15 protein-coding genes are annotated in these 19,126 nt (G+C 62.5%); 10 read left to right on the top strand and 5 right to left on the bottom strand.

Annotated features, from left to right (window positions below; genetic code table 11):
- Positions 1-3: 3 nt before the first annotated feature.
- Positions 4-1,134, top strand: a complete 1,131-nt coding sequence (gene coaD / locus ASE26_RS01020) for a pantetheine-phosphate adenylyltransferase (protein WP_055930948.1) — start codon at positions 4-6, stop codon at positions 1,132-1,134.
- Here the strand turns inward: coaD and ASE26_RS01025 are convergent.
- Both ASE26_RS01025 and ASE26_RS01030 read right to left on the bottom strand, forming a co-directional pair.
- Positions 1,117-1,308, bottom strand: coding sequence for a hypothetical protein (locus ASE26_RS01025; RefSeq protein ID WP_055930951.1), 192 nt, complete (start codon positions 1,306-1,308; stop codon positions 1,117-1,119). The two genes, coaD and ASE26_RS01025, sit on opposite strands and share 18 nt — an antisense overlap.
- A 207-nt stretch (positions 1,309-1,515) precedes the next feature.
- Positions 1,516-3,891: a TonB-dependent siderophore receptor gene (locus ASE26_RS01030; protein WP_057245450.1), complete on the bottom strand. Its 2,376-nt coding sequence runs from the start codon at positions 3,889-3,891 to the stop codon at positions 1,516-1,518.
- A 215-nt stretch (positions 3,892-4,106) separates the two neighbouring features.
- Between ASE26_RS01030 and ASE26_RS01035 the strand changes: the two genes are divergently transcribed.
- The 4 genes from ASE26_RS01035 to ASE26_RS29610 all read left to right on the top strand — a co-directional run bounded on the left by ASE26_RS01035 (position 4,107) and on the right by ASE26_RS29610 (position 9,525).
- A complete protein-coding gene (locus ASE26_RS01035) occupies positions 4,107-7,259 on the top strand; it encodes an error-prone DNA polymerase (RefSeq protein ID WP_057245451.1) in 3,153 nt (1,050 codons plus the stop codon).
- Positions 7,260-7,327: 68 nt separating this feature from the next.
- Positions 7,328-8,197, top strand: a complete 870-nt coding sequence (locus ASE26_RS01040; protein WP_156409845.1) for a hypothetical protein — start codon at positions 7,328-7,330, stop codon at positions 8,195-8,197.
- Positions 8,187-9,065, top strand: coding sequence for a hypothetical protein (locus ASE26_RS01045; RefSeq protein ID WP_057245453.1), 879 nt, complete (start codon positions 8,187-8,189; stop codon positions 9,063-9,065). The genes ASE26_RS01040 and ASE26_RS01045 overlap by 11 nt, the downstream gene beginning before the upstream one ends.
- On the top strand, positions 9,049-9,525 hold the full coding sequence (locus tag ASE26_RS29610) for a GNAT family N-acetyltransferase (protein WP_229208100.1): 477 nt from the start codon (positions 9,049-9,051) through the stop codon (positions 9,523-9,525). Before ASE26_RS01045 ends, ASE26_RS29610 begins: the two co-directional genes overlap by 17 nt.
- Here ASE26_RS29610 and ASE26_RS01055 read toward each other — a convergent pair.
- Positions 9,522-9,956 (bottom strand): PRC-barrel domain-containing protein, encoded by a 435-nt coding sequence (locus tag ASE26_RS01055; protein WP_057245454.1) that lies wholly within the window; start codon positions 9,954-9,956, stop codon positions 9,522-9,524. The two genes, ASE26_RS29610 and ASE26_RS01055, sit on opposite strands and share 4 nt — an antisense overlap.
- Positions 9,957-10,092: 136 nt before the next feature.
- Between ASE26_RS01055 and ASE26_RS01060 the strand changes: the two genes are divergently transcribed.
- The 4 genes from ASE26_RS01060 to ftsB all read left to right on the top strand — a co-directional run bounded on the left by ASE26_RS01060 (position 10,093) and on the right by ftsB (position 14,351).
- Entirely contained in the window at positions 10,093-11,754 is a 1,662-nt protein-coding gene (locus ASE26_RS01060) for a CTP synthase (protein WP_055930970.1), read from the top strand.
- On the top strand, positions 11,751-12,605 hold the full coding sequence (kdsA, locus tag ASE26_RS01065; protein WP_057245455.1) for a 3-deoxy-8-phosphooctulonate synthase: 855 nt from the start codon (positions 11,751-11,753) through the stop codon (positions 12,603-12,605). The genes ASE26_RS01060 and kdsA overlap by 4 nt, the downstream gene beginning before the upstream one ends.
- A 105-nt stretch (positions 12,606-12,710) precedes the next feature.
- Positions 12,711-13,994 carry a phosphopyruvate hydratase gene (gene eno / locus ASE26_RS01070; RefSeq protein WP_055930976.1) on the top strand — a complete coding sequence of 428 codons (1,284 nt, stop codon included), beginning with the start codon at positions 12,711-12,713 and terminating at the stop codon, positions 13,992-13,994.
- Between the two features lie 48 nt (positions 13,995-14,042).
- Positions 14,043-14,351, top strand: a complete 309-nt coding sequence (gene ftsB / locus ASE26_RS01075; RefSeq protein ID WP_055930980.1) for a cell division protein FtsB — start codon at positions 14,043-14,045, stop codon at positions 14,349-14,351.
- On the opposite strand, the gene ASE26_RS01080 is transcribed toward ftsB, so the two are convergent.
- Together ASE26_RS01080 and ASE26_RS01085 are read right to left on the bottom strand one after the other, a co-directional pair.
- Positions 14,348-14,863, bottom strand: coding sequence for an energy transducer TonB (locus ASE26_RS01080; RefSeq protein WP_156409847.1), 516 nt, complete (start codon positions 14,861-14,863; stop codon positions 14,348-14,350). The genes ftsB and ASE26_RS01080 overlap by 4 nt on opposite strands.
- A gap of 46 nt (positions 14,864-14,909) precedes the next feature.
- Positions 14,910-16,736 carry a DUF885 family protein gene (locus ASE26_RS01085; RefSeq protein WP_057245457.1) on the bottom strand — a complete coding sequence of 609 codons (1,827 nt, stop codon included), beginning with the start codon at positions 16,734-16,736 and terminating at the stop codon, positions 14,910-14,912.
- A gap of 152 nt (positions 16,737-16,888) precedes the next feature.
- Here ASE26_RS01085 and ASE26_RS01090 point away from each other — a divergent pair, with 152 nt between their 5' ends.
- On the top strand, positions 16,889-19,123 hold the full coding sequence (locus ASE26_RS01090) for a TonB-dependent receptor domain-containing protein (protein WP_057245458.1): 2,235 nt from the start codon (positions 16,889-16,891) through the stop codon (positions 19,121-19,123).
- The last annotated feature ends 3 nt before the right edge of the window (positions 19,124-19,126 follow it).

Genomic DNA, 19,126 nt, shown 5'->3' on the forward strand with positions numbered 1-19,126 from the left:
GGCATGCGGAAGATCGGTTTCTCGGGGACGCTGGATCCCATCACCAACGGCCATATGTGGGTGATAGGCGAAGCGCGTTCCCTCGCGGAGGAAGTGGTGGTCTTCCTGTCCGAGAACTCCACCAAGGCGCCTAAATTCTCGGCCGAGGAGCGCAAGGCCATCGTGCTGGCCAGTTGCGCCGAGCGCGGTTGGGGCAATGTCAGCGTGCAGATCGTCAAGAGCGAATACACGGCGCGCGTGGCCAAGCGCAACGGCGTCGATTACCTGATCCGCGGCATCCGCAGCACCGCCGATTTCGATTACGAAAACCTGATCCAGCAAACCAATGTGGAAGTGATCGGCGGCGCCAAGACGCTGTTCGTGATGCCGCCGCGCGACCTGGGTTCGGTGAGCTCCAGCTTCGTCAAGGCGCTGGAAGGCCCGGTAGGCTGGAACTGGACCATGAAGAAATTTGTTCCCGCGCCGGCGTACAAGGCGTGGATCCTGGCCTGGCTGCGCAAGGAGTGGGACAGCCTTTGGCGCGAACGCCCGCATGCGGCCGACTGGTTCGAGCGCGTGACCGGCGAGGTGGCATACGGCGGCGCCGGGCGCCATTACCACAACCTCGACCACCTGGTGCACGGGTTGGCCGAGATCCGCGCCTGGGCCGCCAATACCGGCGCTGCGCCGGCCGACGTGGCCCTGGTCAAAGCCGCCTTCTGGTTCCACGATGCCGTGTATGCCCATGGCGCCGGCGAGGTATCGAATGAGGAAGCCAGCGCCCGGATGTGGCTGGGCAGCGGGCTGGAGCCGGATGCAGTGCGCGCCGACGAGGTGGCGACCCTGATCCGCGCCACCGACCACTTCCAGGGCGGGGCCATCGTGCACCCGCTGAAGGACAGCATGCTGTCGGTGGACCTGGCCATCCTTGGCCAGGAGGCCGAGGTGTACCAGGCCTATGCGCGCGGCATCCGTGCCGAATACGCCCATGTGCCGGAAGGGCGCTACAACAGCCAGCGCGCCCAGGTCCTGGCGCATTTGCGCGGCAAGGCTGAAGCGGGCACGCTGTTCGCTGACCCGTTCTTCACCGAAAACTACACTGCCGCGGCGATTGCGAACATGGGCGCCGAGCTGGCGCTAATTTCGAAGGGGTAAAGGAAGCGCGAGGTCGCGCCAGAAGCATTCCACTTCCTCCAGTGCGTTGGCTTTGGCGCACTTTTCGGAAACGGCGCTGAGGATGAATTCTTCCGCCGACATTTGCTCTACCGGCGCCCATTTGGCGATTGCGGAAATAACGTCGCCAGCCAGGTGAATCGTCATTGCAGCCATATGACCTCCTCCGAGTGGGTTGTGATTCCACATTGCATCAATTGACCGGACGAGACTTTGCGCTATATCAAGCCATACGCAAGAGCCCGTGTCCCGCCATGGGGTCACACCGGTTTTGAGACACGGGCTCGGCCGTCTTGCAGCAGAGCCCGTGTCTCATTTCGGGTGTGACCCCATGGTGGGACACGGGCTGGGCCGTGGCGGCGCTTAGAACTTCATGTGCAGGCGTGCGAAGTAGGCTACGCCGTTGAGGCCGAATTGCACGCTCTCGTACTTGAAGCCGTTGTCGGTTTCCAGCGGGTCTTGCGGCGTCGGGTGCACGTCGAAGATGTTGGCGGCGCCGAAACTCAGCTTGGTGGTCTTGTTGAAGGCGTAGGTGAAGCCCAGGTCGGCCGAGGTCTTCGCTTCATATTTCTGGTTCGGCACGCCTGCTGCGGTGCCGCTCCAGGTGCCCAGGGTTTGCGGGCCGAAGTGGATGATCTTGAAGTTGGTCTCCAGCGCGCCGGTCGCGTAGTCGAAGCCCAGCGTGGCTTTGCGGCGCGGGCCGCCCTGTTCCAGGAACAGGCGTTCACGCTCGGACAGCAGCACGTCTTCGAAGCCTTGCAGGGCGGCCGGGGTGTGGATGTCGGTCACCTCGGTCTTGCTGAAGTTCATGGCCAGGAAGGTGGTCAGCTTGTTGCCGAACAGGGTCGCCTTGTGCGAGGCGGTCAGGTCCAGGCCCTGGGTCTTGGTGTCGACCGAGTTGACGAAGAACTGGGCGGCGCCCACCCCCAGCGTTGCCAGCTTGGCGGCCAGGGCCGGGTAGTTGTCCTCGTTGAACTGGCCGGACAGCACGATGCGGTCCTTGATCTTGATGTGGTACAGGTCGGCGGTCACCGACAGCGCGTCGTTCGGGGTCCAGGTTGCGCCCAGCGTGTAGCTGCGCGACTTCTCTTCCTTCAGCGGATCGAGGCCGGCGATCTTGCCGACCGGGCCCACGGCGGGGCTGATCGAGATATTGGTGGCGACACCGGCTACGAAGTCGGTGTAGGTCGAGGAGAAGTAGGCCTGCTGCAGCGACGGCGCGCGGAAGCCGGTCGAGGCGGAGGCGCGCAGCAGCACCGGATCGGCCACGCGGTAGCTGCCGGCGATCTTGCCGGTTACGGTGGAGCCGAAGTCGCTGTATCTCTCCCAGCGCAGCGCGCCCTGCAGCTTGGTGTTCTTGTTGAGGTCCGCTTCCAGGTCGAGGTAGGCGGCGCTGCTGTGGCGCTTGGCGCTGGTGGCGTCGGCCGGCTGGAAGCCGGGGAAGCCCTGGCTGCCGGCATTGCCGCCGCCGGCGCCGTCGGCGTCGATGTAGGAGCCCGGCTCGCCGGCGAAGATCTTGTATTTCTCGGCGCGGTACTCGGCACCGAACGCCACGTTCAGGCCATCGCCCGCCACGCCTTCGAAGTAGCGGTTCATGTCGAAGTTGGTGGTCGACTGCTGGAACGAGAAACCGCCCGCGTCGAAGTGGTCGGCGCTCACGCCCTTGCCGCCGTTCAGCAGGTCAAGGTTGGCGATCGACGCATTCAGCGTGTTGCTGATGTCGTATTTCAGGCGGTTGTAGCCGTAGGTCTGCGACAGGTCGGCATTCCATTCGCCGACCTTCTGGCGGTAGCCGAAGATCGCGTAACGGTCGTCCATGTCGCCATTGATGAACGGGACGAAGCCGTTCGGGTACATGGCGAGCGAGTTCTTGGCCGGGACGTCGGTGTCGGCATTGCGGGCAAAGGCGCCGCTCGATGCGTCGCGCTGCTGCACGCCGCCGGTGAAGTAGACGCGGCCCGGACCGGCCGGGATTTCGCCGTTGACGTACAGCGTCTTGTTCCTGGTCTTGGAGTCGCCGATGATGCGCGGGTTGCCTTCTTCGGCGCGGTTGGAGCGGCCGCGGTCCAGGAATTCGCCGGTGATGCCGACAGTGCCGCCGGCGACCGCGAAGCCGCAGTAGGCCGAGGCCAGCCAGTTCTTGCCGTCGCCCGCGCCATACTGGCCGTAGCCGACTGCCGATTCGCAGCCCACGTTCTTTTTCAGGCCGATGTCCATCACGCCGGCAATCGCGTCGGAACCATATTGCGCGGCGGCGCCGTCGCGCAGCACTTGCACGTCCTTGATCGCCATCACCGGGATGGCGTTCATGTCGGTACCGGTTGCGCCGCGGTTGCGCGCGCCGAAGATGTTGACCAGCGAGGAGGTGTGGCGGCGCTTGCCGTTCACCAGCACCAGGGTCTGGTCCGAGCTCAGGCCGCGCAGTGCGGCGGAGTCCACCAGGTCGGCGCCGTCGGCGCCGCTCTGGCGCGTCGAATTGAACGAAGGCGAAATGAAGGTCAGGGTTTGGGCCAGGTCGAACTGAGCGCCTTGTTCGGAGGCCTTGCTCAGGGAAATGACATCGACCGGTGCTACGGTATCGGTAAGGGAACTGGTGGCGCGGCGCGAGCCAACCACGTTCACCACGGTCATGTCGCTGGAAGAGGATTGGGTTTGTGCTGCTACAGGCAGGGCGGACAGGGCACCGGCGCCATACAGCGCGGTCAGGACGGCTTTACGCAGAATCGAATGACTTGACAATTTTTTGCTCCTAGGAAAAATTGTCTTTGATTCTAGCCGAACTACATTTATGCAGCGTTCACAAATGACAGGTTTACGTTGCAACCACGCCACGCCCGGTGTTGCGGATCATACATATTCGGCGCCGCCGATCAGGACCTGGCCGTCGAGCCTGGTGCGCAGCAGGGCATGACAACGGGGTGGCGCGGTGGGCTGGAAGCGGTGTAGAATACTGTATGGATATACAGTTATCGCGCGCCGGGCTGCCCGCCTATGCGGAGCTGTTTTGCCTGACAAACTTTTCATTTTTACTCGGCGCCTCCCATGCTGAAGAGCTGGTGGAGCGCGCGGTAAAACTCGGCTATAGCGCGCTGGCCATCACGGATGAGTGTTCGCTGGCCGGCGTGGTGCGGGCGCATGGCGAGGCCAAGCAGGCTGGCCTGAAGCTGCTGATCGGCGCCCACTTCCACCTGACCCATGCCGACGGCAGTCCCGCGCTTTCGCTGCTGGCGCTGGCGACCAACCGCAATGGCTATGGCAACCTGTCCGAGATGATCACCCTCGGCCGCATGCGCGCCGGCAAGGGCAGTTATGAGCTGCATCCGGACGATTTCGCCAACCCGCCGCCTGAGCGCGAACATTTGCGCGGCCTGCCGGATTGCCTGCTGCTCCTGCTGCCGGAGTATCCGGCCGAGGTGGAGCGCCTGCACCGGCAGGCATCCTGGGTGGCCGCCACCTTTGGCGAACGCACCTGGCTCGCCACAACCATGCTGGGCCGCGCCTTCGACGAAGCGCACGGCACGGCGATCGAGGAAGTCTCGCTGCAGCATGCCTTGCCGATGGTCGCCGCCGGCCACGTGTGCATGCACGTGCGTTCCCGTAAGCCGCTGCATGACACGCTGACGGCGGTGCGGGTTGGCAAGCCGGTCAGCGAATGCGGTTATGAACTGGGGCAGAACGCCGAGCAGCATTTGCGTTCGCGCCTGCGCCTGGCCAACGTCTATGCGCCGCAAGTGCTGGAAGAGACGGTGCGTATTGCCGGTCTGTGCCAGTTCTCGCTGGAAGAGCTGCGCTACGAATATCCGAACGAGTTGATCCCGCCGGGGCATACGCCGTCCAGCTTCCTGCGCCAGGAAACCTATATCGGCGCCCACCGCCGCTATCCGGCCGGTGTGCCGGCCAATGTGCAGAAACAGATCGAGGAAGAGCTGGCGCTGGCGGCGCAACTGAAGTACGAGTATTTTTTCCTGACGGTGTACGACATCGTGCGCTATGCGCGCTCGCAGGAAATCCTGTGCCAGGGGCGAGGCTCGGCCGCCAATTCGGCCGTCTGCTACTGCCTTGGAATTACCGAAGTCGATCCCGCGCTCGGCAACAGCGTAGTAGGGCGCTTCATGTCGATCGAGCGCGATGAGCCGCCCGACATCGACGTCGATTTCGAGCACCAGCGCCGCGAGGAGGTGATCCAGTACATCTACCGCAAATACGGCCGCCATCGCACGGCGTTGGCGGCGACAGTCATTTGCTATCGCACCAAGAGCGCGCTGCGCGATAGCGGCAAGGCGCTGGGCGTGGACCTGGAAATCGTCGAGAAGGTCGCCAAATCGCACCGCTGGTTCGACCGCAAGCACGAGCTGATGGAGCGCTTCGCAGAATGCGGGCTGGACCCGGAATCGCCGGTGGCGCACCAGTGGGCCCATCTGGTGCTGCAATTCCTCAGTTTCCCGCGCCATTTGTCGCAGCACGTGGGCGGCTTCGTTATTTCGCAGGACAAGCTATCGCGCCTGGTTCCAATCGAAAACGCGGCCATGGAAGATCGCAGCGTGATCCAGTGGGACAAGGACGACCTGGAAGAACTGGGCTTGCTGAAGGTGGACGTGCTGGCGCTGGGCATGCTGTCTGCGCTGCGTCGCGCCTTTGACCTGGTCAGCGTGCGCCGCGGTGAAATCTTCACCATGCAGGACGTGCCGCGCGAAGATCCCGCCACCTACGAAATGATCTGCCAGGCCGACACCATCGGCGTGTTCCAGATCGAATCGCGGGCACAAATGAGCATGCTGCCGCGCCTGAAGCCGCAAGTGTTTTACGACCTGGTGATCGAAGTCGCGATCGTGCGGCCCGGACCGATCCAGGGCGGCATGGTGCACCCCTACCTGCAGCGGCGCATGGGCAATGCGAAGGTCGACTACCCGCCGGGACTTAAAAAAGCGCTTGGCCGCACGCTGGGCGTACCGATCTTCCAGGAGCAGGTGATGCAGGTAGTGATCGACGCTGCCGGCTTCACGCCGGGCGAAGCCGACCAGTTGCGGCGTTCGATGGCTGCCTGGAAGCGCAAGGGCGGCCTGGAAAAATACCAGCCGCGCATTGTGTCGGGTATGGTGGATCGCGGCTATGACGAAGCTTTTGCGCTGCAGATATGCCAGCAAATCCAAGGCTTCGGCGAGTACGGCTTCCCCGAATCGCACGCGGCCAGTTTTGCATGGCTGACGTATGTGAGCTCATGGATCAAGTGCCACGAACCGGCCGCCTTTCTGTGCGCACTGCTGAATAGCCAGCCGATGGGCTTCTATTCGCCGTCGCAACTGGTGCAGGATGCGAAGCGGCATGGCGTCGAGGTGCGGCCGGTGGATATCACTTCCAGCGGCTGGGAATCATCGCTGGAAGAACGTGGGGGCGAAGGGCAGCCTGCGGTGCGGCTTGGCATGGCGCTGCTGCGCGGCATGCGGGCTGAAGCCGCACTGCGCATTGAAGAGACGCGCGCGATCAGGCCCTTTGCCAGCGTGACTGAACTGGCGCGGCGCGCCGACCTGGATCGTCACGACCTGCAAGTGCTGGCCGGCGGCAATGCCTTGCGCTCGTTGGCGGGCAACCGCCGGCAGGCGCTGTGGGATGCAGCGGGCGCGGTGCCGGACAAGGATTTGCTGCGGCCGACCGAAGTGGAGGAGGAGACTCCGCAACTGGTGCCGCCAACCGAGGGCGAAGAAATCCTCGGCGACTACCGCTCGCAAGGCTTAACGCTGGGACGCCACCCGCTGGCGTTGCTGCGCCCCGCGCTCCTGGCCAAGCGCTTCCTGCCGGCCGATGTGCTGAACACCTTCAGCAACAACCAGCTGGCGCGGGGCGCCGGCATCGTCACCGGCCGCCAGCGGCCCGGCACCGCAAAGGGCGTGCTGTTTGTCACCATCGAAGACGAGACAGGCTACGTCAACGTGATCGTCTGGCCCGACCTGGTGGAAAAATACCGGCGCGAAGTGCTGGGCTCTTCATTGCTCGGGGTGTACGGCGTGTGGCAGCAGGAAGGCATCGTGCGCCACCTCGTCGCGCGCCGCCTGGTCGACTTGTCGCACTTGCTCGGCCGCCTGCCAACGGCCAGCCGCGACTTCCAATAAGGACAAGATGGCGCGCCCGTGAGTTTTGATGACAATGTGTGCGGGTCGGTGGTGATAAAATTTTTTGCATGAATGGAAAATTAATAGCACTTCTTGCTGTATGCCTGCTCGCTGCTTGCCAACGAACCCCCGAAACCAGACCGGCTGCCCAGAAAGACGTGGCAGTTGCCGCTCCCGAAGAAGAACAGGATCTTGAGAAAGCCTTGACGCGTGCCGTGTTCGGCAACGCCGCGCTTGTCAACGGCCGCGAGGTGCTTGGCTTTAAAGATCTGGGGCACGGCAAGGCGGCGCTGGTTATCAGCGAAATTCCTCAAGGCAGTCCAGAGCCCGGTATGCGCGATATGGCGCTGCAGGCGACCATCAGCGCCTTCCTGCTGGATAAGGTTGATGGGAAATGGACTGTCACCCGGCGGCACGAATCGATCGCCGACATGGGCAGCAATGGCAATGCCGGAGAATTGACCTGGGTGACGCTGGGTGCCGGCAAGCCTGGCTTTGCGATCGTCGACGAGAGCGGCAACCGTGGCCAGTCGGTGAAGTCGCTGGCGCTGTTCGACCTGACAGCGAAAGACATGCGCGCCCTGGCAGGCAAACCGATCCTCGTCCATTCGGACAATGACGGCGACTGCGAAGGCGAACGCCCGCATTGCTGGAATATCAGCGGCGAATGGCGCCTTGTGCAGAACCAGGGGCAGGCCTATGCGGACCTGGAGATCGCCTTCAGCGGCGTCGTTGAACAAAGGTCGGAGGACGCTAAGCAAAAAGCCGACGCGCTGACAGATGCCGCCGGTGCCGAGCCGTCCTATGACGAATACCTAGCCGCCCTTGGCCCGCGCGACCAGCGCAAAGTCAAATCAACAGCGCGCTACGCTTTGAGCGAGAAGGGAATTCGCCTCGCCAGCGGCGAAAATCCTGCGGAGACATCAGATGGCGAATAAATGGGTAATGTTTGGCGCCGCGCTGATGCTCGCTGCCTGCAGCAAAAAAGCGCAGCCGCCGGCGCTTGGCGAGCCAGCGTCGGCATCAGCTACAGCGGTGGCGGTGGAAGCGAAGCAGGTGGTCGACCCAAAGACCGCCCGCATGATGGAGCTTCTGCGGGCCGTGTATGGCGACAGGGCTGCGCACGAAAACTACCTGGACGTTGAGCTGCCGGATGTGGAAAAGCGCGACGAACTGAGCCTCTATCGCCTGGAACCGGTCGCAATGCGCGAACTGCCGGATGGCCGGGTCGTCGTCGTCGCCAATGCGCAGATGGTGGATACGAATGGAGAGGCAATGGCTTACCACGTCACGACCGGTCTACTGAGCGCCTACATCCTCCACAAGGAGGGAGGCCAATGGAAGACCGATGCGCGTCACGAGAACGTTGCATCACTTGGCTCCAGCGGTACTTTTGGTGAGGTGGAGTGGGTCACTCTGGGGGAAGGCAAGCCGGGATTCATCGTGCAGCATGGCGGCATCTGGCAGGGTTATTCGATCAACCTGATCTCCGTATTTGACCTTGCAGATGGCACCTTGCACGACCTGGCTGGCGACCTGTCGCTGTCTTCGGAAAACGAGGGCGCTTGCGGGGAGGAAACCTCGCATTGCTGGTCGGTCGACGGCAAATGGAAATTCGAAAAGCGCGAAGGCGCGCCATATGACGACTTGGTGCTGCACTTTACTGGTTACGACGAGGAGCGTGCCGAGAGCGCGCCGGAAACAGAATCGCGCAAGCGCAAGTACGTAAGCGGCATGGCGCGCTACAAATTCGATGGCGGCCGCTATGTGCTGGTTGAAGGAGAGAACATTGTTCCGGGAGTTTGAAGGATTTGAGATTCGGCCGGCAGAAGCTGATGATGCTGCGGCGATCAGCGCGCTGATCCTGTCGCTGCAGCCGTACCTGACCATTGAACCGGATGGAAGTGGAGCGGAAGAATTCCTGGTATCGCTGTCGCCCGATATCATCCGCCGCAACCTGCAAGACGAAGCCTACCGCTACCAGCTCGCCTTCGACGGTGACGTGCTGGCCGGTGTCGTTGCAGTGCGCGACAACGCGCACCTGTTCAGCCTTTACGTCGGCTCGCCGTGGCACGGGCAGGGCGTCGGCAAGCGCTTGTGGGAGAGCGCCCGCGCTGGCGCGCTGGCGCGCGGCAATGCGGGCAACTTTACCGTCAATTCATCCACCTTCGCCGAAGGAATGTACCGCCACCTCGGCTTCACGGCTACCGGCCCGGTGGCGGAAATGCATGGGATACGCTTTATCCCGATGCGCCTGGAGCTTTAACGAGCGCTCTGGTCAAGGTGGCTTGGGCCGCTGGTCGAGCTGCTGGTGCCGTAGAAATTGTGCAGCTCAGTGGCCCAGGTCTGGTTGGCCATATCCGGCCAATGGTTTTTATCGAAGCCGGGCGCCTGTTCGATGCGCTCCTTGTCGATATTCAGCGTCATGCGGTGGTTGGATGTGTCGAGCGATAGCGCTTCGAACGGCACCGCAAACAGTTTCTCGCCGATGCCCAGCACGCCGCCGGATGCCATCACCACATAGGCGATGTGACCGGTCTGCATGTCGAGCATGATCTCCTTGACCGTGCCCAGGTGTTCATTCTGCAGGTTATGGACATGGTCGCCGATCAGGGTGTCCGCGCCCATCAGGCGGGGACCTGGGCCCTGGTGGCCGGTGTCGACATAGTTGCCATATTCGTCGCGATCAAGACTCATGGTGGCCTCCTGTTGAAATAAAGTCATTGTTGCTGCTTGGCGGGGCAGGGGTCTGTTCGGTGCCGCACGCATTTGCTTCCAAAATGAGCTATAATTTCAATTTCCCGCTGCGCGCCTTCACGGCGCCGATCTCGCAATGACCAAATTTGTCTTCGTCACTGGTGGCGTTGTGTCGTCCCTCGGTAAAGGGATTGCCGCCGCCTCCCTCGCCGCGATCCTCGAATCGCGAGGCCTCAAAGTCACCATGCTCAAACTGGACCCGTACATCAACGTGGACCCAGGCACCATGAGCCCAATGCAACACGGTGAAGTTTTCGTTACCGATGATGGTGCTGAGACTGACCTGGACCTCGGTCACTACGAGCGTTTCATTTCCACCCGCATGCGCAAGGTGAACAATTTCACCACCGGCCAGATCTACGAATCCGTGATCCGCAAGGAACGCCGCGGCGAGTACCTGGGCAAGACCGTGCAGGTGATCCCGCACATCACCAATGAAATCCAGGATTACATCCGCCGCGGCGCGGAAGGCTACGACGTCGCCCTGTGCGAAATCGGCGGCACCGTCGGCGATATCGAATCGCTGCCATTCCTGGAAGCCGCGCGCCAGCTGTCGCTGCGCGCAGGCCGCAAGAACTGCGCTTTCGTCCACCTGACCCTGGTGCCGTACATCGCATCGGCCGGCGAACTGAAAACCAAGCCTACCCAGCACTCGGTACAGAAGCTGCGCGAGATCGGTATTTCCCCGAACGCGCTGCTGTGCCGCGCCGACCGCAAGATCCCGGAGGACGAAGTGGCGAAGATCTCGCTGTTCTCGAACATCGAAGAACGCGCCGTGATTTCGGTATGGGACGTGGACACCATCTACAAAGTGCCGCAGATGCTGCACGACCAGGGCCTGGACGCGATCATCTGCGAGGCGCTGGACCTGAACCCGGCACCGGCCGACCTGTCCATGTGGGCAAAGCTGATCCACAACCTGGAAAACCCGAAAGCGGAAGTGTCGATCGGCATGGTGGGCAAGTATGTTGAACTGACCGAATCCTACAAGTCGCTGACCGAAGCGCTGCGCCACGCCGGCCTGCACACCGAGTCGCGCGTGAACATCGAATACATCGACTCGGAAGAGATCGAGAGCAAGGGCACCGCCGAACTGGAAAAGTTCGACGCCATCCTGGTACCGGGCGGCTTCGGCAAGCGCGGCGTGGAAGGCAAGATCAAGGCGGCGCAATTCGCCCGTGAATCCAAGGTTCCTTACCTGGGCATCTGCCTGGGCATGCAGGTAGCGCTGATCGAATACGCACGCCACATGGCCGGCTTCAGCAAGGCCAACTCCACCGAGTTCGAGCCGGACACCGAGCAGCCGCTGGTGGCGCTGATCGACGAATGGCAGAACGAAGACGGCAAGGTCGAGAAGCGCGACGCCAACTCCGACCTGGGCGGCACCATGCGCCTGGGCGCGCAGACCTGCGAAGTGAAGCCGGGCACCCTGGCTTCCGAGATCTACGGCAGCGTGGTGACCGAGCGTCACCGTCACCGCTATGAAGCGAACAACCATTACCTGGCCCGCGTGGAAGAAGCCGGCCTGGTGGTGGCGGCGCGCACCCCGAACGAGAACCTGTGCGAAATCATGGAACTGCCGCGCACCGGCGCCAATTCGCACCCATGGTATATGGGCGTGCAGTACCACCCAGAGTTCAAATCGACCCCGCGTGACGGCCACCCGCTGTTCACGTCCTTCATCAAGGCAGCCCTGGCGCATAAAGCAGCCGGCACTCGTTTGGAGAATGCAGCATGAAGCTCGCTGGTTTTGAAGCAGGCCTGGACAAACCGTTCTTCCTGATCGCAGGCACCTGCGTGATCGAATCGCGCCAGATGGCGTTCGACACCGCCGGCGCGCTGAAGGAAATGACCGCTGAACTGGGCATCCCGTTCATCTACAAGTCCTCCTTCGACAAGGCCAACCGCACCTCCGGTACCTCGTACCGCGGTCCGGGCATGGAAAAAGGCCTGGAAATCCTGGGCGACGTGAAGCGTGAACTGGAAGTGCCGGTGCTGACCGACGTGCACACCGTGGAAGAAATCGCCGCCGTGTCGTCCGTGGTCGACGTGATCCAGACCCCGGCCTTCCTGTGCCGCCAGACCGACTTCATTACCGCCTGCGCCGAATCCGGCCTGCCGGTCAATATCAAGAAGGGCCAGTTCCTGTCGCCGCACGAAATGAAAAACGTGATCGACAAGGCGCGCGCCGCCGCCAAGGCCAAGGGCCTGAACGAAGACAACTTCATGGCATGCGAGCGTGGCGCTTCCTTCGGCTACAACAACCTGGTGTCGGACATGCGTTCGCTGGCCATCATGCGTGAAACCGGCGCACCGGTGGTGTTCGACGCAACCCACTCGGTGCAGCTGCCGGGCGGCCAGGGCGGCTCGTCGGGCGGTATGCGCGACATGGTGCCTGTGCTGTCGCGCGCTGCCGTGGCAGTAGGCGTGGCCGGCCTGTTCATGGAAACCCACCCGGTTCCCGCACAAGCGCTGTCGGACGGCCCAAATGCCGTGCCGCTCGGCCGCATGAAAGAACTGCTGTCCGTTCTGATCGAACTGGATCGCGTCACCAAGAAGGCTGGCTTCCTCGAGTCCAACTTCAACTAAGTCATATCCAAAAGGGCCGCTTTATCTGCGGCCTTTTTTTGGTCACGTCTGTTATTCTTGCAGCAATTTTGCCCCAGATATTTGCTTTAACTTTGGAGAAAACACATGAGTGCAATCGTTGACATCATCGGCCGCGAAGTAATTGATTCGCGCGGCAATCCGACCGTGGAATGCGACGTCCTGCTGGAGTCCGGCGTCATGGGCCGTGCCGCAGTGCCGTCCGGCGCTTCCACCGGTTCGCGCGAAGCGATCGAACTGCGCGACGGCGATGCCAAGCGCTACTTCGGCAAGGGCGTGCTGAAAGCCTGCGAAAACATCAATACCGAAATTTCGGAAGCCATCATGGGCCTGGACGCCAATGAACAGGCTTTCCTGGACCGTACCCTGATCGAGCTGGACGGCACCGAGAACAAGTCCCGCCTGGGCGCCAACGCCATGCTGGCAGTCTCGATGGCTGTTGCCAAAGCCGCTGCTGAAGAAGCCGGCCTGCCGCTGTACCGCTACCTCGGCGGCTCCGGGGCGATGCAGATGCCAGTGCCGATGATGAACGTGATCAATGGCGGCGCGCACGCCGACAACAACCTGGACATCCAGGAATTCATGATCATCCCGGTGGGCGCCCCATCCTTCAAGGAAGCGATCCGCTACGGCGCCGAAGTGTTCCACACCCTGAAGAAGATCCTGCACAAGAACGGCATGAACACCGCCGTGGGCGACGAAGGCGGCTTCGCTCCTTCGCTGGCTTCGCACGAAGATGCGATCAAGCTGATCATGCAGGCAATCGAAGAAGCCGGCTACGAAGCGGGCACCCAGATCGCCATCGGCCTGGATTGCGCTGCGTCTGAATTCTACAAGGACGGCAAGTACCACCTGGAAGGCGAAGGCATGGTGCTGTCGGCCGAAGAATTCACCAACCTGCTGGCTACCTGGTGCGACAAGTACCCGATCATCTCGATCGAAGACGCGATGCACGAGGGCGACTGGGCCGGCTGGGCGCACCTGACCGGCGCGCTGGGCAAGAAAGTGCAGCTGGTAGGCGACGACCTGTTCGTCACCAACACCAAGATCCTGAAAGAAGGCATCCAGAAGGACATCGCCAACTCGATCCTGATCAAGATCAACCAGATCGGCACCCTGACCGAAACCTTCGCCGCCATCGAAATGGCAAAGCGCGCCGGCTACACCGCCGTGATTTCGCACCGTTCCGGCGAAACCGAAGATTCGACCATCGCCGATATCGCTGTCGGCACCAACGCGCTGCAGATCAAGACCGGCTCCATGTCCCGTTCGGACCGCATGGCCAAGTACAACCAGCTGCTGCGCATTGAAGAAGACCTGGGCGATATCGCTTCCTACCCAGGCCGCGATGCGTTCTATAATCTGAAGTAATTGCAATCCCACCGGCCGGGACTCCCCGGCCGGTTCAGTTTTGACCCAATGCGCCTGATTTCCGTTGCCCTTGCCCTGTTGCTGTTGCTGATCCAATACCCGCTTTGGCTGGGGAAGGGCGGCTGGCTGCGCGTGGCCGAGCTGGAGAAAGAAGTCGCTGCTGCGCAGGAAAAGAATGAAGGCCTGCGCCAGCGTAATGCCAAGCTGGCTTCTGAAGTGAACGACCTGAAAGACGGCACCGGTGCTGTCGAAGAGCGGGCGCGCTTCGAGTTAAGCATGATCAAGCAGAATGAAATCTACGTTCAGATCCTCGGCAAGGACCAGGCCAGGCCAGCCCCCGCCGATGCCCGGCCTTAATGCGTGATTTGGAAGTTGTAGATGAATGGGAAGTCCATCTGGCATGGCTTGCCGGCGCAAACAGCCGGTTTGAACTTCGTCAGCCCGACCACTGAGGCGGCAAACTTTGTCATTTCCGGGCTGGGCGAGCCAATTGCCTTGACCTGCGATACATCCCCATTGCCGTCGACAGTCACAATCAAGTACAACTCCCCTTGAGCCAAAAGCTTGGCCTGTCCCTTCAGAATAGCCGCATGAATCGGCTTGAGCCCGCGTTCCGGAAAAGGCGGCTCGTCTCCCTCCGGCATGGACTCCCACCAGCTGTGCAGCTTGGCCTTGTCTTCGGCGCTCAGTTCCTGGTAGCGCTTGTTGAGCGCGATCGTTTGCGTGTTGATGGCATTGCGCGTGATGTGCGAGCCGGTGCGCGGCGTATCCTCCTTGATGGCGTATTCCGGCTGGGCGCTTTGCGCCATGCAGCTTGCGGCGATGCCGTTGCCAAGGACAACGGCGAGAGAAAGAATGATGGTTTTCATAGCGCCGAGCATAACATTCCCCCCTGGCCAAGAGATACGCAAATTCTCACATGGCCGGGCCCTTGGTGCGTGCGATCCAGGCGTTGACGCGAGCTTCCAGCAGCGGCAATGGCAAGGTGCCGTCGCCCAGCACCACGGCATGGAAGTCCGGGTAGTTGAATTTGTCGCCCAACTCACGCTGCGCCTTGTCGCGTAGTTCCAGGATTTTCAAGGAGCCGACCTTGTAGCTCAAGGCTTGCGCCGGCCAGACCATGTAGCGCTCGATCTGGTTCTTGGCGCGCGCTTCGGATACACCCTGTTTTTCGACCATGTAGGCGATGGCCTTTTCGCGGCTCCAGCCCAGCGCATGCATGCCGGTGTCGACCACCAGGCGCACTGCGCGCAGCATTTCCGCGTTCAGGTGGCCGTAGTACCATACCGGATCCTCATACAGGCCGAAGTCCTTGCCCAGGGTTTCCGAATACAGCGCCCAGCCTTCGGTGTAGGCGGCATTGTTCTGGTTCTCCGTGCTGAACATGCGGAAGTCGGGCAACGGCATTTCCTTCAGCAGCGCGGCATGGAAGTGGTGGCCCGGCACGCCTTCGTGCAGCAGCAGGCTGGCCATGCCGGTGCGGCTGTAATCTTTTGGATCGTTGACGACGGCCCAGAACACGCCAGGGTGCGAACCGTCGGCCGCGGGCGGGGTGTAATGGTCGGAGGCGGTGGCGCGGGTCAGCTCGGGCTCCAGGTCGACCACCAGTCTGGATTTTGGAACCAGGGTGAAATAGGCCGGCAGCTTGGCCTGCACCGTGTCATAGATCTTGCGGTACTCGGCCAGCACTTCCGCTTCGCTGGTGAAAGGCTTGAACTGCTTCTGGTCGCGCACCCATTGCGGGAAGGCTTGCGCCGGGCCGTCGTAACCCAGCTTGCCCATCAGGGTTTGCATTTGCGCGCTGATGCGGGCCACTTCCTTCAGGCCAAGCTCGTGCACGTCCTGCGGCGTGAGCGGCAGGGTGGTGCTGTCGTTGATGCGGGCCTTGTACCATGCGTCGCCGTTTGGCAGGGCGCTCCAGCCGGTGCTGTCGCGGCTGGCCGGCAGGTATTCCGCTTCCAGGAATTTCACCAGGCGCTCCAGCGCTGGATTGAGTTTCTCCACGGCGGCGCGGTAGTCGCGCGCCAGGCGCTGCTTGTCGTCGTCGCTGAAGCTGGCCGGCATGCGTTTGATCGGCGAGTAGTAGACGCTGGCTTCAGCGGTCGCGCTGCGCAGGGCAGTCATCTGCGGCAGCATCGCTTGCGTGATCGGCTTAGGCTGCACGATGCCTTGCTGGATGCCTTCGCGCATATTGGCGTTGGCCTGGTCGATCCACGGCGCCAGCTGGCGCACGCGGCTCAGGTAGTCCTGGTATTGCTTGACCGTGCCCAGTGGCTGCGAGCCGGTGCCGCCGGCGTAATTGGCCAAGGTGCTTGGAATGTTATCGAAGTGGTTCAGCGGCAGCAGGTGTTCGGGGAAGGGGGCCAATGCCAGCGCTGCGTCGAGCTCATAGGCCAGAAGGTCCAGCGTCATCTGCTCCTGGTCCGCCAGTTGGACGCGCGGGATCCTGGCGAGGCGCTTTTGCATCTGGCGGTACGTAGCGAACTGCCTGGCGCGCACTGCCGGCGAAATCGCCATGCCGATCTGGTCGTTGTAGCGCGGGTCGCCGTTAGCGGTTGCAAACAGGAGCGGATCGAAACGGGCGCGCGCAACGTGGAAATCATTGGCCAATTGCGCCAATTGGCGGCTGGCCTGGCTGGCTTGCTGTTTTGCGGCCGGTGCTGCCAGGGCCTGGGTGAAAGCGAGTGGGGAGGCCAGCAGGCTGGCGGCAAGGACTGCGGTCGAAAAACGGGAAGGCAGCATCGGGTATCCTGGGCAAAAACAGAAGGCGCCCAGCATACTCCAAATCTCGTGCGCCAGGAGAGTAGCTCTTGCGAATGAGAATTATTCGCATTAAAATGGTATTTCCGTGCCAGCCTTGAGCCAGCAATTGACTGACTCTCGACTGGACCATCATGACTGCAACCGTATTGCGGCCGCAGCGCCTGGCGCTGTTGCTGGCTGCCGCCTTGGGCGCGCACGCCCACGCCGAGGAGGCGACTCGCCTCGGCGAAATCCTCGTCACCGCCAAGCCTGAAGAAACCAAAACCATCGACGCGCGCGCGCTGGATAAGCGCGGCGTGACCGATATGTCGCAGATCGCCCGCTACGAAACGCTGGTTGCCGTTCCCTCGGCGCTGAGCGGCGGCGCCAATATCTGGGACGGTGCGGGCAATACCGGTTTCAATATCCGCGGCGTGGAAGGCAACCGCATCGGCCTCGACCTCGATGGCATTGCGCTGCCTGATGCAGCGCCACGGCCGGACAGCTCAACGCTGAACAGCTTCGGCGTGGGGCGCGACTATTTCGATCCCGAGACGTTCCGCGAAGTGCGCATTGGCGCCGGCAGTACGGCGGCCGATAGCGGCAGTGCGGGCCTGGGCGGCAAGGTGTCGTTCGTGACCAAGGCGCCGTCGGATTACGTCAGCGCCGGCAAGCCAACGTACGCCGAGTACAAAGCGGGCTACCACGGCGCCAACCATGCGCGCCTGCACGCCCTGACCGGCGCCGCGCAGTTAGGCAAGCTGCAAGCGCTGGCCGTGGCCGTGCATCGCAGCGGAGAACAGGCGGAGAGCGAAGGAAGCGCGGCGCCCAACCCGGACGACTGGAATTCCGACGCCTTGCTGGCCAAGCTGGCGTGGGGGCTGGCGCCCGGGCAGAAGCTGGGCTTCACGTTCGACGCTTTCCGCTCCGAGCACGAACGCGGGTTTGACAACAAGCTGGGCACCTCCTACCCGCAAGGCGCCATGCAGTCTTCCCGCACGCGGCGCAACCGCTTCAGTGTGGAGCATGAACTGGCAGCCGGCCCCTGGCTGGTCGAGAGCCGTGCCTATGTGCAGGACGCGCGAGTCGAGGATCACACCAATGCGGCCTACGTCGTTGGCCCGCAGCGCTACGCGCGCAGCATCGACACCGCATTTCTTAACAAGAACAAGGGCCTGGCAGCCAGCGCTATACGCCAGTTCGGGGCCGACAGCATTGCGTTCGGTGCGACAGTGGAGGACCAGGAATCACGCCGCCCTTGGCGTGAAGACCGCACCGTACTGGCAAGCGGCGCGCACCAGGTCACCAATAAGAACCGCATGGCGGATATGGACACGCTCAAGCTGTCTGCCTTCGTGCGCGGCGAATACTTGTTCCCCCTGGCTGGCTTGCGCGCAACGCTGGCGCCTGGCCTGCGTGCCGAATACCGCAAGCTGGAGCCGAAAAACCTGAAGAACTATGTAATCGCCGTGCCGGGCGCCGCCACGGAGGTCAAGGAAGACAGCGACAGATATCTGTCGCCCAGCCTCGGCCTGACGGTGGCGCTGGCGCCGGACTTCGACGTGTACGGCAAGTTCACGCGCGGCTACCGCATGCCGACAGCTGCCGAGCGTACCGGTACCTATGACTCGTTCAGCTATACCGGCGCCGGCAATGGCTACGCCACGCTGGGCAACCCGAACCTGGGCAAGGAAAGCAGCAATGCATTCGAGCTTGGCTTGCGCGGCCATGCATCGCGCTGGCTGATGGTGAGCGCATCGGCTTTCTATAACCGCTATAAGAACTTCATCGAATACGCGGCGCAGCCGGCCGACCCGGTCAACTTCCCGACCATCACCTTCGGCCTGTTCCGCCCCGAGAACATCGGCAATGCCCGCAGCTGGGGCGGCGAGCTTTCGGCGGTGGCGGAGCTGGGCAAGGTCGTCCCCGAGCTGCAAGGCTTCAGCGCCTCGCTGGCAGCCGGCGCCTCGCGCGGCACGCTGCAGAACCAACGCACCGGCAAGAAGGCCGGCATGAACTCTATCCAGCCTTACAAGGCCACCGCGAGCCTGGCCTGGGACGACCCGCAAAAGCGGGGTGGCGCCTCGCTGACGGCTTTCCATACGCGCGGCAAGCAGGCTGAGCCTGAGGTTGCTGCGGCCCAGGCGCAGCCGGCGGCATATTTCGCCGTGCCCTCCGCCACTGTTGTCGACCTGGCCGGCTACTGGAAGATCGGCAAGCACGCAGAGCTGAACGCCGGCATCTACAACCTGGGCGACAAGAAGTACTGGGATTACGCCGCCGTGCGCACGCTGGCCGCCGGCACCACGGCCATCGCACAGGCCGAGATCGAACGCCAGGCTCGCCCTGGCCGCCACCTGGCAGTCAATTTCAAACTGACGTACTGATAA

Source organism: Duganella sp. Root198D2 (genome assembly GCF_001428585.1).
Taxonomy (GTDB): Bacteria; Pseudomonadota; Gammaproteobacteria; order Burkholderiales; family Burkholderiaceae_D; genus Rugamonas.